General features: G+C 68.6%; 8 protein-coding genes and 1 pseudogene. 5 read left to right on the top strand and 4 right to left on the bottom strand.

Annotation, left to right across the window (positions count from 1 at the left end; translation table 11 throughout):
- The first annotated feature begins 200 nt into the window (after window positions 1-200).
- A complete protein-coding gene (locus tag MFF30_RS19860) occupies window positions 201-677 on the top strand; it encodes an SRPBCC family protein (protein WP_373320952.1) in 477 nt (158 codons plus the stop codon).
- Window positions 678-804: 127 nt separating this feature from the next.
- Here the strand turns inward: MFF30_RS19860 and parC are convergent, their stop codons facing one another.
- Window positions 805-3,054 (bottom strand): DNA topoisomerase IV subunit A, encoded by a 2,250-nt coding sequence (parC, locus tag MFF30_RS19855; RefSeq protein WP_238281434.1) that lies wholly within the window; start codon window positions 3,052-3,054, stop codon window positions 805-807.
- 53 nt (window positions 3,055-3,107) lie between these two features.
- Complete coding sequence (gene recO / locus MFF30_RS19850; RefSeq protein ID WP_238281432.1) at window positions 3,108-3,848, bottom strand: DNA repair protein RecO; 741 nt, start codon at window positions 3,846-3,848, stop codon at window positions 3,108-3,110.
- Window positions 3,849-4,122: 274 nt separating this feature from the next.
- Here recO and MFF30_RS19845 point away from each other — a divergent pair, with 274 nt between their 5' ends.
- From MFF30_RS19845 to MFF30_RS19835, 3 genes are all read left to right on the top strand, one after another.
- Window positions 4,123-4,401: a hypothetical protein gene (locus tag MFF30_RS19845; RefSeq protein ID WP_238281429.1), complete on the top strand. Its 279-nt coding sequence runs from the start codon at window positions 4,123-4,125 to the stop codon at window positions 4,399-4,401.
- Between the two features lie 109 nt (window positions 4,402-4,510).
- On the top strand, window positions 4,511-5,224 hold the full coding sequence (locus MFF30_RS19840) for a gamma-glutamylcyclotransferase (RefSeq protein ID WP_238281427.1): 714 nt from the start codon (window positions 4,511-4,513) through the stop codon (window positions 5,222-5,224).
- A gap of 315 nt (window positions 5,225-5,539) precedes the next feature.
- Window positions 5,540-7,537, top strand: coding sequence for a methyl-accepting chemotaxis protein (locus MFF30_RS19835; protein WP_238281425.1), 1,998 nt, complete (start codon window positions 5,540-5,542; stop codon window positions 7,535-7,537).
- Window positions 7,538-7,717: 180 nt separating this feature from the next.
- Here the strand turns inward: MFF30_RS19835 and dnaE are convergent, their stop codons facing one another.
- Entirely contained in the window at window positions 7,718-11,215 is a 3,498-nt protein-coding gene (dnaE, locus tag MFF30_RS19830) for a DNA polymerase III subunit alpha (protein WP_238281423.1), read from the bottom strand.
- Window positions 11,216-11,695: 480 nt separating this feature from the next.
- Here dnaE and MFF30_RS19825 point away from each other — a divergent pair, with 480 nt between their 5' ends.
- A complete protein-coding gene (locus tag MFF30_RS19825; protein WP_238281421.1) occupies window positions 11,696-12,946 on the top strand; it encodes a glycosyltransferase in 1,251 nt (416 codons plus the stop codon).
- A gap of 19 nt (window positions 12,947-12,965) precedes the next feature.
- On the opposite strand, the pseudogene MFF30_RS19820 reads toward MFF30_RS19825, so the two are convergent.
- A pseudogene (locus MFF30_RS19820) lies at window positions 12,966-13,198 on the bottom strand (ABC transporter); the annotation flags it as partial.

The following is a 13,198-nucleotide window of genomic DNA, read 5'->3' as shown; positions in this document are numbered from 1 at the left end:
GGCCGCTCCGGACCTGCGCGCTTAGGGGTCCCGCTCGCGCGCGCCATAAAGCCTTGTGCCGATTCGCGATCGTTTGGGCCGGACGCATTGCCGTGGCGCCCGCTCCGCCTAGCTTCCGTGTCGGATCGAACACGGTCCGACGGCGAAAACAGTCCGTCCACCCAAGAAGAAATTTGGAAGGAACACCCATCATGTCGCGGATGCTGTCGCGCACCCTCGCGCTGCCTGCCCTTGCGCTGCTCGCCGGAACGGTGCCGGTGCTTGCCCTCGATGCCGCCAAGACCATCGACGTCGCCGCGCCCCCGGCCAAGGTCTGGGCGACGATCGGCGATTTCTGCGGCATCGGCCAGTGGCACCCGGCGATCGAGAAGTGCGTCCTGTCGCAGGACGGTGGCAAGACCCTGCGGACGCTGAGTCTCAAGGGCGGCGGCACCATCGTCGAGTCGCAGACCAGCCGCGACGACAAGGCCATGAGCTACACTTACGCCATCGTCTCCGGTCCACTGCCGGTGAGCGACTACAGCTCCACCCTCTCGGTGGCGCCGAAGGGTTCGGGCTCGACCGTGAACTGGACCGGCAGCTTCAAGGCCAAGGGCGCTCCGGACGCGGTCGCGGTCGACGCCATCTCGGGCATCTACGACTCGGGCCTCAAGGCGATCGCCGACAAGTCCAAGTAAGCCTGACGCCGACAGGACGATCCGCCGGAGGGCGCGGGCTCCCGCCGCCCTCCGGCTACGGTATCAGGCCAGGCCCCGCACGGGGCTCACGTCCCGGTCCCGCCTTCACGGGGCTTGCTGGCCCGGCCTATTTCCCGAACCGCTCGAATTTCGGGAAGCTCCGGGTCATCAGCGTGCCGGCCTCGGCCCGGTGGCCCATCCACTTCTCCAGAATACCCGCATTCGCGAGCCGTGCCTCGCCGCCGGACTCGCGCCAGGGCAGTCCCTCGGCCAGAGTGAAGACGTGGGCGTCGGTGAGTGTGGTCTGGCGGCAGCGCTGCAAGCGCACGCCCTTGCCGCGCACCATCTCGGGCAACTCGCTCAAGGGGAAGACCAGCATCAGCCGGTCCGCACTGCACACCGCGATGTGGTCCCCGGCCGCCGGCACCAGCACCGCGGCCGTCGCCGGCGCGTCGAGCCCCATGATCCCCTTGCCCTTGCGGGTGTTGGCGACCAGCGCATCGGCCGGCGCCAGGAAGCCGCGCCCGTCGGTGGCCGCGACCAGGATCTTCGCGCCCGGCTGGTAGGGAATGGCCGCGACGATCTCGGTCCCGTCGTCGAAATCCACCATCAGGCGGATCGGGTCGCCGAAGCCGCGCCCGCCCGGCAGCTTCGATGCCTCCAGGGTGAACACCTTGCCGTTCGAGGCCAGCACCAGGAGCTTGGCCGTGGTCTCGCTCGGGAAGGCGAGCTTGAGGCCGTCGTCACCCTTGAAGGCGACGCCCGACAGGTCGGCGACGTGGCCCTTGAGCGCGCGGATCCAGCCCTTGTTGGAGACGATCACGGTGATGGGCTCACGCTCCACCATGGCGGCGGCGAAGTCGATGCCGGCGGTGTCGGGCGGATTCTCCAGGGTGGTGCGCCGGGCGCCGATCTTGGTCTCGGGGCCGAAGGTCTTCTTCACCGCGCGGATCTGCTTGGTGATGTCGGCCCATTGCAGCTTGTCGGAGCCGAGCAGGCCTTCGATCCCGTCCTTCTCCTGCGTCAGCGCATCGAGTTCGCGCTTCATCTCCATCTCCTCGAGCTTGCGCAAGCTGCGCAGGCGCGTGTCGAGGATGGCGTTGGCCTGGATCTCGGTGAGCTCGAAGCGCTTCATCAAGGCGGGCTTCGGCTCGTCCTCCTCGCGGATGATGCGGATCACCTCGTCGAGGTCGAGATAGACGATGAGCAGGCCGCCCAGGATCTCGAGGCGGCGGTCGATCTGGGCCAGGCGGTGGCGCGAGCGGCGCTGGAGCACGACGCGGCGGTGGTCGAGCCACTCGCGCAGGGCCTCGGCGAGGCCGATGACGCGGGGCACCAGCCCACCCACCAGCACGTTCATGTTGAGCGAGATGCGCGATTCGAGCTCGGTGAGCCGGAACAGCGATTCCATCAGGATGACGGGGTCGACGTTGCGGGCGCGCGGCTCCAGCACGATGCGCACGTCCTCGGCCGATTCGTCGCGCACGTCGGCGAGCAGCGGGAGCTTGCGCTCCTGCAACAGCTCCGCGAGCTTCTCGATCAGACGCGCCTTCTGCACGCCGTAGGGGATCTCCGTGACCACGATGGTCCAGGTGCCGCGCCCGAGATCCTCCTTGGCCCAGCGCGCACGCACGCGGAAGCCGCCGCGCCCGGTGCGATAGGCCTCGGTGATCGATTCGGCGCTGTCGATCAGGATGCCGCCGGTGGGGAAGTCCGGCCCCTTCACGAAGGTGAGGAGCTGGGCGGAGGTCGCCTCCGGGTGGGTGATGAGGTAGAGGGCCGCGTCGCAGAGCTCGGCCGCGTTGTGGGGCGGGATCGAGGTCGCCATGCCCACCGCGATGCCCTGCGAGCCGTTGGCGAGCAGGTTCGGGAAAGCGGCGGGGAGCACCACCGGCTCCTCCTCCTGCCCGTCGTAGTTCGGGCGGAAATCCACCGCGTCGTCGTCGAGGCCTTCGAGGAGGAGGCGCGCCACCTCCGTCATCCGGGCCTCGGTGTAGCGCTGGGCGGCGGCGTTATCGCCGTCGATGTTGCCGAAGTTGCCCTGCCCGTCGACCAGCGGATAGCGCTGCGCGAAGTCCTGCGCCATGCGCACCAGGGCGTCGTAGGCCGCCGTGTCGCCGTGCGGGTGATACTTGCCGATGACGTCGCCGACGATGCGGGCGCATTTCTTGAAGGCCGAGGTCGGGTCGAGCTTCAGGAGCCGCATGGCGAACAGGATGCGGCGATGGACGGGCTTGAGTCCGTCGCGGGCATCGGGCAGCGCCCGGTGCATGATCGTCGAGAGCGCATAGGCGAGGTAGCGATCCTCCAGCGCGGTCTTCAGTTCGACGCTCTCGATGCCATCGGGACTCGATGGCGGCTCGAAGGGCTGGCCCATCACGAACTCCCGGGCCGCAGGGGACCCAAATCAGAACAAAACACGAACAGGATTTAGGCGGTCCGCGTACCCAATGCAACGAAGCGCGCACGCTCCTCGGGCACGGGGATCGCGCGCGGTCCCCAGATGTGCTGGTCGAGGAAATACCCCGTCAAGGTAAACCCCTCGGTAACGTCCCGGGCGTCCGGCGTCATCGGCAGCGGCGCACCGGCTTCGCGCTCCCGCAGGAAGTCCGGCAGCGCCAGCAGCCGATCGCGAAACGGCTCGCCGGCCGAGGCGCTCACCGCCCGTCCGCTGCGGGGCGAGACGTAGATCAGGGCGTCGTTGCCCCCCGTGGCGGCGCAGGCCGCCAGATCGAGGCCGAAGCCGAGTTCGGCCAGGATGGCGAGTTCGAAGCGCACCATCAGGGGCGGGGCGATGTCCGGGTCGTGCAGGTGCGCCACGAGGAGCCCGGCCGCCGCGAACAGCTCGGGATGGGGATCGCGCTCGGGCAACAGGCGCAGCAGCCCGGCAAGGTGGCTCATGCCGTAGAGGGCGAGCCCGGAGCCCATTAACCGGGCGGCGACGGATTCGACGGGCTCGACCGCGAAGGCGCCCAGGCTCTCCTCGAGGCGTGCCCGCCAAGTGGCCTGGACCCGGTTGCCCGCCTGGAGCACCGGCTGCATACGGCGCGAGCGACCGCCATGCACGAGCCCGAGATGGCGGCCGTGGTTCCGGGTCATCAATTCGAGGATGACGCTGGTCTCACCCTGTCGGCGCAGGCCGAGCACCAGGGCCTCGTCGGTCCATTGCATCAGGGTGTCTTACGGCGCCGCCGGCAGGTTGCAAACGTGGCGGGACGGAACCGATTGCATCAGCGATAAGACTCGCGCGACGCGGGAATCAGGTTAGACTCGTCGGATTGCGAAGCGAGGGCGGATGCCGGTGTCGTTGTCTCTCTGTTGCGGGCGTGGCCGATGGCCGATGCTTCTCGCGGTCCTTCTGGCCCCGGGCCTCGCCGGATGCGGCCCGCGCGCGGGGCTACCAGCCCCCTCCCCCACCGCGTCCTTGAACGACCGTCTCGCAGACTTGGCCCTGCGGCAGGCCGCGTTCGGCGCCGTTTCGCTGATCCCGGTGCGGTTCGAGCACAGCCGGGTCTCGAAGCCGTTCGTGGACGAGGGACGCACGCTCTACTGCGTGTCGAGCCGGATGAAGGGGCGCACCTTCGGCAAGGCCGAGCGGCCCAAAGTGGTGATCCAGGAAAAAGCCGGGGCCCTCACGATCGTGAATGAGGACACCGAAGTCTGCGAGGGCCACCGCACCGATCCGTTGCCGGAACTCGAGACACTGGCGAGCGCCAGGAACTGAGGCCGCCGGGAACGGTCGGCCGTACCTTCGCGAACCGGCCCCGTTCGACCCGGATCGTGCCGGACGCCGGCCGCTTGCACGAGGGCGCTCGCGATGGTTCGTTGGAGCCATGCCGGCCCCCGTTCTCGACCTCACCCTCGACCTCATCGCCCGCGCGCATCCGACCCCGGTGGCCGACGACGCCACGGCGCTGGCTCTGTTGAGCGACGCCGAGCTCCGTCCCGGTCTCGCCGCCGCCATGGCGGCCCGGCCGATGCCCGCCGAAGGGCTCTGGGTGTTCGGTTACGGCTCGCTGATCTGGCGGCCGGAATTCGCCTACTCGGAGCGGCGCGTCGGGACGGTTCACGGCTATCATCGGCGGTTCTGCCTTCTGCAGCGGCGGTTCCGCGGCAGCGTTGAGAAGCCCGGCCTCGTCCTGGCCCTCGACGTGGGCGGCGCGTGCGAGGGCGTCGCCTTTCGGCTGACGGGCGCGGAGGCCGCCGAGACCCTACTCCCGGTCTGGCGCCGCGAGATGCGCGGCAACGGCTATCTCGGGCGCTGGGTGCCGGTGGAGACGGCGGCCGGCACGGTCCAGGCCCTCACGTTCGTGGTGAATCCGGACAGCGACCGCTACACCGGCCCGATCTCGGACGCGGCGATCGCGGACCGGATCGCTTCCGGCGCCGGACACCTGGGCCCCAGCGCCGAATACCTGTTCCGCACGGTGTCCGCCTGCCTCGCGGAAGGGATCCACTGTCCGCACCTGCTGACCCTGCAGGCGATGGTGGCCACACGGCTGCGGGCACGGCTCACAGCCGCTGCGCCGGCACCATCCGATTCCTGAGATCGATACAGAGAATCGACGCCAGAGTTCCGCGCCTTGCGCCTCGAATCCGTGGCGCGGACGCGGATTCAGTCAGGTCGAGCAGCAGAAGACCCATCCAGCTTAAGGTAAGCTTGCTCGACGTCAGTGCACGACACCTTTTACGTTCGCACGCGAATACGCTCCGGACGCTTTGCATGGGAGCGCCGACCCGCGACTAAATTAAGCTAGACTAAATTGCCGCCTTTAGAGAGGGAATATTTCGCCTTAAGTTTCGATTATCGATTCACGGATATGTTATCGGGGACAAAGCATCCTATCGATCGGATCAGGCCAATGAAACTCGGCATTCGCGCGCGCCTCTATGCAGGGTTCGGCAGCCTGATCGTCCTCACCGGCGGAATTGGTCTAACCTCGCAGTATCAGCTTGGGTCTGTCACCAGCGACTACGCTCGGCTTGCCCGCCTCGAGGAAGGCGCCCGCAACGTCTTTTCGGTGAACGGACTCGGAGAACGCCTGTTCAGCCAGGCCCTGGATTATCAGGCGAATCAGAAGCCCGAGCAGGTCGGCCAGATGGAGCAGACGCGACAGGGTATGGCGACCCTGCTCCAGCGCCAGGTCGACATCGCCATCTCCGAGGAGCGCCGGGCGATGTATGCCTCCATGCGCGACGAGGCCGCTGCCCTGAAGGGGGACATCCAGCGCCTCGGCCAAGCCGGCGAGACGCTGGCGGAGAGCAAGGGGAATCTATTCAGGATCGGCGACGAGCTGACGCGCGTGACCGGCGCCCTGACCGCCGACATCCGCCGGAACGGATCGGCGGCGCAGGTCGCCCAGGCCGCGCAGGTCGAGAGCACGGTGCTGCTGATGCGGGTGGCGAACTGGCGCTTCCTCGCGACCCGCGACCCCCAGGGTCCGGCGACCTTCGCGACCAACAGCCAGAAGGCCGACGCCGCCGTGAAGACGTTGCGGGACCTCGATACCGCCGCCGAATTCGCGCGGCCGATCAAGGAGCTTCATGAGGCGGTCGTCGCCTATATCAACGCCTTCAACACCGCCGCCGCCGCGATCGAGAGCACCCGGGTCGCCTACGACGACAAGCTCAAGCCGCACGTGACGGCCCTGATGCAGGCGGGTCTGGTGATGCGGACGAAAATCGAGGGGGCGGTCGCCGAGATCAGCGCCGCCACCGAGGCCAGCGTCAGCCGCGCCCGCACCCTGCAGATGGCGCTCGTCGCCCTGGCGCTGGCCCTCGGCGGTGCCCTCGCCTTCCTGATCGCGCGCAGCATCATCGGCCCGATCTCAGGCATGACGAGCGCGATGAGCCGCCTGGCCGCCGGCGAGACGGCGGTCACGGTGCCGTCGCAGGATGCGGTGGACGAGATGGGTGAGATGGCCAAGGCCGTCGACGTGTTCCGCCAGAACGCCATCGCACGCATTGAACTGGAGGCGGAACAGGTCGCCGCGCAATCGGCACGCCAGCGCCGTGCCGACCGTGTCGATGGCCTCGTGCAAAGCTTCGAGCAGACCATCTCCGGTGCCATCGGCATCGTCACCTCCGCGGCGACCGAACTCGATGCGACGGCCCGCTCGATGACCCAGGTGGCCGAGAACACCAACGGCCAGGCCGTCGCCTCCAGCGCGGCCGCCGAGGAGACCTCGGCGAACGTGCAGACCGTGGCGGCCGCCGCCGAGGAGATGGTCGCCTCGCTGCATGAGATCGAGCGCCAGGTCCAGCAGTCCAATGCCGCCGCCGGGGCCGCCGCTCGCGACGCGGAGGCGACGAACATCGCCATGGGCAGCCTGATGCAGGCCGCCGATCGCATCGGCGAGGCCGTGACGATGATCTCCAGCATCGCCGGACAGACCAACCTCCTGGCACTCAACGCTACCATCGAGGCGGCGCGGGCCGGCGAGGCGGGTCGCGGCTTCGCCGTCGTCGCGGCGGAGGTCAAGGAACTCGCCGGCCAGACCGCGCGGGCCACGGACCAGATCGGCGGTCAGATCACCGCGATCCAGCAGGCCACGGCTCAGGCCGTCGCGGCGATCCGCCAGATCGGCCAGACCATCGTCTCGGTGAACGCGATCACCAGCAGCATCGCCGCGACGGTGGTGGAGCAGACGGCGGCGACCGGCGAGATCTCCCGCAACGCTGCCGAAGCGGCCCGTGGAACCCAGGACGTCTCGATGAACGTCGCCCAGGTCCTGGCCTCCTCGGGGGAAACGGGTTCGGCGGCCCAGCAGGTGCTCCTGGCAGCGGGCGAACTGTCGGTCCAATCGGTGAACGTGCGGCACGAGGTGGAAGGCTTCCTCGCAGCCATCCGCGCGGCGTGAGCCTGGGCGTCGGTCGGGCCCTCGCCCCGGCCGACGCTTATACGAGACCTCGATGTGCCTGACTCATCGAGGTTCGCCCGCGCGACGGCAGTCGTACCACGAACCTCAAGGAGGCTGACCTATGGGTCAGCCTCCTTGAGGCTTTGTATTAGCCCCCTGTCCGAAAGCCGGCGCGGTGCCTCAGTTCACCTCGACCTGCACCACCCCCGGCACGGCCCGGAGCGCCCCGGCGATCTGGGGCGTCGCCTGGTACTTGCCCGGTAGCTTGACCTCGACCTCGCGCTCTCCGTCCAGGAGGAGGATGAGGGAGACCTCGCCCTCGCCCCGCACCTGGAGGCGCTGCTGCACGCTGGGGATCGGGCGCTCGTCGCGCAGGTAGACCCGCATGCCCTTCTGGTGGCGTGCCACCGCCACGTCGAGGGGCTCGGCGGTCATGATGCGGGCGCGCACGTCCTCGCCCTCCAGGTTGGCCTGGAGCTGGAGGACCAGGGGGCGCCCCGGCTCCAGGATCTCGCGATACTGGCCGAGGCCTTCCGAGAAGATGATCGCCTCGAAATGCCCGGTCTGGTCGGACAGGATGACGATGCCGAGCTTGTTGCCGGTCTTGGTCCGGCGCTCCGACCGGTCGAGGACCGAGGCCGCCACGCGGCCCACGCTGGTGGTGCCGGCCCGGACCGCCCGGCAGAACTCAGCCCAGGTCTGGACCCTGAGCTTGCCCAGGAGGTCGCCGTACTCGTCCAGCGGATGGCCCGAGAGGAAGAAGCCGATCGCCTCGTATTCCTTCTTCAGCTTGTCGGCCATCGGCCAGGGGTCGTGGGCCGGCACCCGCAGGGTCACGTCGGCGGCGGTGACACCCCCGAACATGTCCTCGATGCCGGTGCTGGCGGCTTCCGCCGCACCTTGGGCAAGCTTCATCATCGGCTCGATGGCGGCGCAGGCTCGGGCGCGATCCGGCTCGATGGTGTCCATGGCGCCGGCCGCCACCAGATTCTCCAGGGTGCGCTTGTTGAGCATGCGCGGGTTGAGCCGGCGCGCGAGGCAGGCGAGATCCTTGAACGGCCGGTCGCCCCGCGCCTCGATCAGGGCCTCGACGGCGCCGCGCCCGACGCCCTTGATCGCCGCCAGCGCGTAGTGGATGCAGCCCTCGCGCACCTCGAACCCGACACCGGAGGTGTTGATGGAGGGGGGCTCGACGGTGATTTTCAGGCGCTGGGCGTCCTGGCGGAACTCGGCGAGCTTGTCGGTGACGTCGATGTCGAGCTGCATCGCGGCAGCCAGGAACTCCACCGGATGGTTCGCCTTCAGGTAGGCGGTCTGGTAGGTCAGCAGGGCGTAGGCGGCGGCGTGCGACTTGTTGAAGCCGTAATCGGCGAACTTGGCGAGCAGGTCGAAGATCTCGTTGGCCTTGGCCTTGGTCAGGTCGCGCTCGATGCAGCCCTTCACGAAACGGTCGCGCTGGGCGTCCATCTCGGCCTTGATCTTCTTGCCCATGGCGCGGCGGAGCATGTCGGCCTCGCCGAGCGAGTAGCCGGCCAGGACCTTGGCCACCTCCATCACCTGTTCCTGGTAGACGATGATGCCGAAGGTCTCCTTGAGGATCGGCTCCAGCTTTTCGTGCGGGTACCAGCTCGCCTCGTTGCCGGCGTCGCGCCCGAGCTTGCGCTCGCAATAGACCGGGATGTTGGCCATGGGGCCGGGACGGTAGAGCGCCACCAGGGCGATGATGTCCTCGAAGCGGTCGGCCTGCATCTCGACCAGCGCCTTGCGCATGCCTGCCGATTCCACCTGGAACACGCCGACCGTCTCGCCACGCTTCATCGGGGCGTAGGTCGCCGCGTCATCGAGGGGCAGCGAGGCGAGATCGACGATGATGCCGCGCTTGGCCAGGAAGTCGGTGCAGCAGCGAAGCAGTGTCAGGGTCTTCAAGCCCAGGAAGTCGAACTTCACCAGGCCCGCGTTCTCGACCCACTTCATGTTGAACTGGGTCACCCGCATGCCCGTCTTCGGGTCGCGGTAGAGAGGCACCAGTTCTTCCAGGGGGCGGTCGCCGATGACCACGCCGGCGGCGTGGGTCGAGGCGTGCCGGTGCAGGCCCTCGAGCTTCTTCGAGATCTCCATGAGGCGGGCGACGATGGGCTCCTCCTCGATCGCCTGCTGGAGCTTGGGCTCGCCCTCGATGGCCTGGACCAGGGTGACGGGGTTCGCCGGGTTCTGGGGCACGAGCTTGGTCAGCTTGTCGACCTGCCCGTAGGGCATCTCCAGAACGCGGCCGACGTCGCGCAGCACGCCGCGAGCGAGCAGCGTACCGAAGGTGATGATCTGCGCCACCTGCCGCTCGCCGTAGCGCTGCTGCACGTACTGGATGACGCGCTCGCGGCCCTCGACGCAGAAGTCGATGTCGAAATCCGGCATCGAGACGCGCTCGGGATTCAGGAAGCGCTCGAACAGCAGGCCGAAGCGGAGCGGGTCGAGATCGGTGATGAGGAGCGACCACGCCACCAGGGAGCCGGCGCCCGAGCCGCGCCCCGGCCCCACCGGGATGTCGTGGTCCTTGGCCCACTTGATGAAGTCCGACACGATGAGAAAGTAGCCGGGAAACTTCATGCCCACGATGACGTCGAGCTCGAAGGCGAGCCGGTCGCGGTAGACCTGTTCGGTCATCCCCGGCGCGGTGCCGTGCTGGGTCAGACGCAGTTCGAGGCCGGCTTGCGCCTGCCGTCGCAGTTCCGCAGGCTCGTCGAGGGCCGGAGCGGCCTCGACCTCGGGGGCCGCCGGATCGCGTGCGGCGACGACGCCGAAGTTGGGCAGGATCGGCTTGCGGGTGCGCACGCGATAGGCGCAGCGCATGGCGATCTCGACGGTGGCGTTCAGGGCGTCCGGCAGGTCGGCGAAGAGCTTGGCCATCTCCGCCCGCGTGGTGAAGCCGTGGCGCGGGGTCAGCCTGCGGCGGCGGTCGTCCGAGACGAGGCGTCCATCCGCGATGGCCAGCAGGGCGTCATGGGCGTCGTAATCACCCGTCTTGGCGAAGAATGGCTCGTTGGCCGCCACCACCGAGAGGCCGTTGGACTCGGCAAGACGCAGCAATTCGCGCTCGACCATGCGCTCGTCGGGCAGGCCGTGGCGCAGGATCTCGACGTAGAGGTTGTCCTCGCCGAAGGCGGCCTTGAGCTGGGCCAGACGCTTGGCGGCCAACTCGGCCCGCCCCGAGCGCAGTGCACAGTCGAGGGGCCCGGTGGAGCCGCCCGTGAGCGCGATCAGACCCCGGCTCGATTCGGCCAGGGCCGCGACGTCGACGCGGGGCGAATCGCCCAGCGCGACATCGAAATAGGCGCGACTCGCCAGCCGCAGAAGATTGCCGTAGCCGGCCTCATCCTGGGCCAGCACCACGACGTTGGCGTTGCCGGCCTGCGCCTGGGCGACCCGAGCCATGGGGTCCGGCGCCTCGAAGGCGACAGTGAGCTGGATACCCGCGATGGGCTGGATGCCGGCGCCGGCCGCCTTCTCGGAGAATTCCAGGGCCCCGAACAGGTTGTTGGTGTCGGTGAGCGCCAGTGCCGGCTGCTGGTCCGCCGCCGCGGCCTTCACGAGGTCGCCGACCTTCAGGGCACCTTCGAGCAGGGAATAGGAGGAATGGGTGTGGAGGTGGACGTAGCCGGGGTCTTTGAGGATGCGCGCCATGGGACCTCAACAGCCCGAGTCGTGGTTTCCAATCCATGAGAAACCGGAGCGCGGATGCGTTTGGCTGTGGACTGGCGGCCTCCTGTGCTCCTGGCGCAACGCTACCGCAAGGGCGACAGGGCGATGGCCCAGGCGGCGATCGACACCGCCAGCAGTCCGAACGCCATGAACTCGACCGCGCCCGTGAGGATCATTCGCTTGAACATCGGCCTCGCCTCCCGTTGACCGGCCGATCTTTGTTCCTGTTTTGTTCTATGTAAAGCGAAAAACGAATGCCGCTCGTCGCTTGGTTAAGGATTTATGAGAGTGGCGCGCGGGTGGCCGACGCTTCTGCGCGAACGCGATGCTTGATGTATTATTCGCTTATCAATTGTTATTCCTCACGAAGCGGTGAGCCGATCACCGCATTTTGATTCAAGATTCGCCTTAGAGAAGCATATTACATCCGAGACCGGGGGACACCCGTATGGACCGGTCCAGATGCAGATCCACCTCGTGGCCGTCGGTTCGCACGGCGACGTCCTGCCCATCCTCGCCCTCGGCGTGGAACTGATCCGCCGCGGGCACGGTGTCGTCCTCGCCGCTCCCGTCCCCTTCGAAGGGCTGGCCCGCCGCGCCGGCGTGCCGTTCCACGGACTCGGTACGCGCGATACCTACGAGCAGGCGATGCGGGAGCCTGACCTCTGGCACCCGCGCCGTGGGGTCGGCACCCTGTTCGGCGGCTTGTCGGATCTCACCGAGCAGACCTACCATTGGCTGGCGCAGCAGCATCGACGCCTGCGCGAAGGCCTGGTGGTGGCCTCCAGCCTCAGTCTCGGTGCGCGGATCGCGCAGGAGAAACTCGGCCTGAACGTCATCACCGTCCACGCCATGCCGCTGCTGGTCGAGAGCCGACACGCAGCGCCGCTCCTGCCTGGCCTCGGACTCGCCGGCCTGATGCCCTCCCGGGTGCGCCACTGGCTCGGGCGGGGGGCGGACCGCTACATCATCGGCCCGGCCGCCCTGCCGCCCCTGAATGCCCTGCGGGCGCGCCTCGACCTCGGACCGGTGCGCCGGCTCCGCTACTGGTGGAACAGCCCCTCCCGGGTGCTGCTCATGTTCCCGGATTGGTTCGCGGCGCCCCAGCCGGACTGGTTGCCCCAGGCGGTACAGACCGGCTTTCCTATCGTGGACCGGCTCGGCGACGCCCAGGCTCTCAGCCCGGCCCTCGAATCCATGCTGGCCGAAGGGTCACCGCCCCTGGTCTTCACCTACGGCTCGGCCATGCGGAAGGCGCAGCGCTTCTTCTCGACCGCGGTCAGTCTGTGCGAGTACATGGGCCGGCGCGGAATCCTGCTCTCGCCGCAGGACGGGCAGATCCCGCCCGACCTGCCGAAGGGCGTAATCCACGTGCCCTACGCGCCCTTGAGCGTGCTCCTGCCGCGAAGCGCCGCCCTGATCCATCACGGCGGCATCGGCACCGTGGCGCAGGCCTTGGCGGCGGGTACGCCTCAGCTCATCGTCCCCGTGGCGTTCGACCACTTCGACGAGGCCGAGCGGGTCCGGCGCCTCGGGCTCGGCGCGAGCCTGAGCCGGCGCCGCTTCACACCGGCGCGCGCGGCCCGGCGGCTCGACAGCCTGCTCGCGTCGCCGGTGGTGGCCCGGCGCTGCCGCCAGGTCCGCGAGCGCATGGCGGGGGAGGACGGCGTGTCCTCCGCCTGCGACCGCATCGAGGCGATGATCACCGGCTGAGGCGGCCGCCCCCCCGGGATCAGGGCAACTGCTCGATGAGACCGTCGCGGATGGTGACGCGCCGGTCCATGCGAGCGGCAAGCTCCATGTTGTGCGTGGCGATCAGCGCCGCGAGGCCGGAGGCGCGCACCAACGAGACCAGGATGCCGAAGACGTGGCCGGCCGTGTGCGGATCGAGGTTGCCGGTTGGCTCGTCGGCGAGCAGCAGGCGCGGACCGTTAGCGACGGCGCGGGCGATGGCGACCCGCTGCT

Origin of the sequence: Methylobacterium goesingense (assembly GCF_022179225.1) — a bacterium.
GTDB lineage: Bacteria > Pseudomonadota > Alphaproteobacteria > Rhizobiales > Beijerinckiaceae > Methylobacterium > Methylobacterium goesingense.
This window is presented reverse-complemented; position numbering and strand designations above follow the sequence as displayed.

Excerpts from the sequence above, each read along its gene's own strand:
- MFF30_RS19860 (WP_373320952.1), top strand. The coding sequence starts at position 201 with ATGCTGTCGCGCACCCTCGCGCTGCCTGCCCTTGCGCTGCTCGCCGGA.
- parC (WP_238281434.1), bottom strand. The coding sequence starts at position 3,054 with ATGGGCCAGCCCTTCGAGCCGCCATCGAGTCCCGATGGCATCGAGAGC.
- recO (WP_238281432.1), bottom strand. The coding sequence starts at position 3,848 with ATGCAATGGACCGACGAGGCCCTGGTGCTCGGCCTGCGCCGACAGGGT.
- MFF30_RS19840 (WP_238281427.1), top strand. The coding sequence starts at position 4,511 with ATGCCGGCCCCCGTTCTCGACCTCACCCTCGACCTCATCGCCCGCGCG.
- MFF30_RS19835 (WP_238281425.1), top strand. The coding sequence starts at position 5,540 with ATGAAACTCGGCATTCGCGCGCGCCTCTATGCAGGGTTCGGCAGCCTG.
- dnaE (WP_238281423.1), bottom strand. The coding sequence starts at position 11,215 with ATGGCGCGCATCCTCAAAGACCCCGGCTACGTCCACCTCCACACCCAT.
- MFF30_RS19825 (WP_238281421.1), top strand. The coding sequence starts at position 11,696 with ATGCAGATCCACCTCGTGGCCGTCGGTTCGCACGGCGACGTCCTGCCC.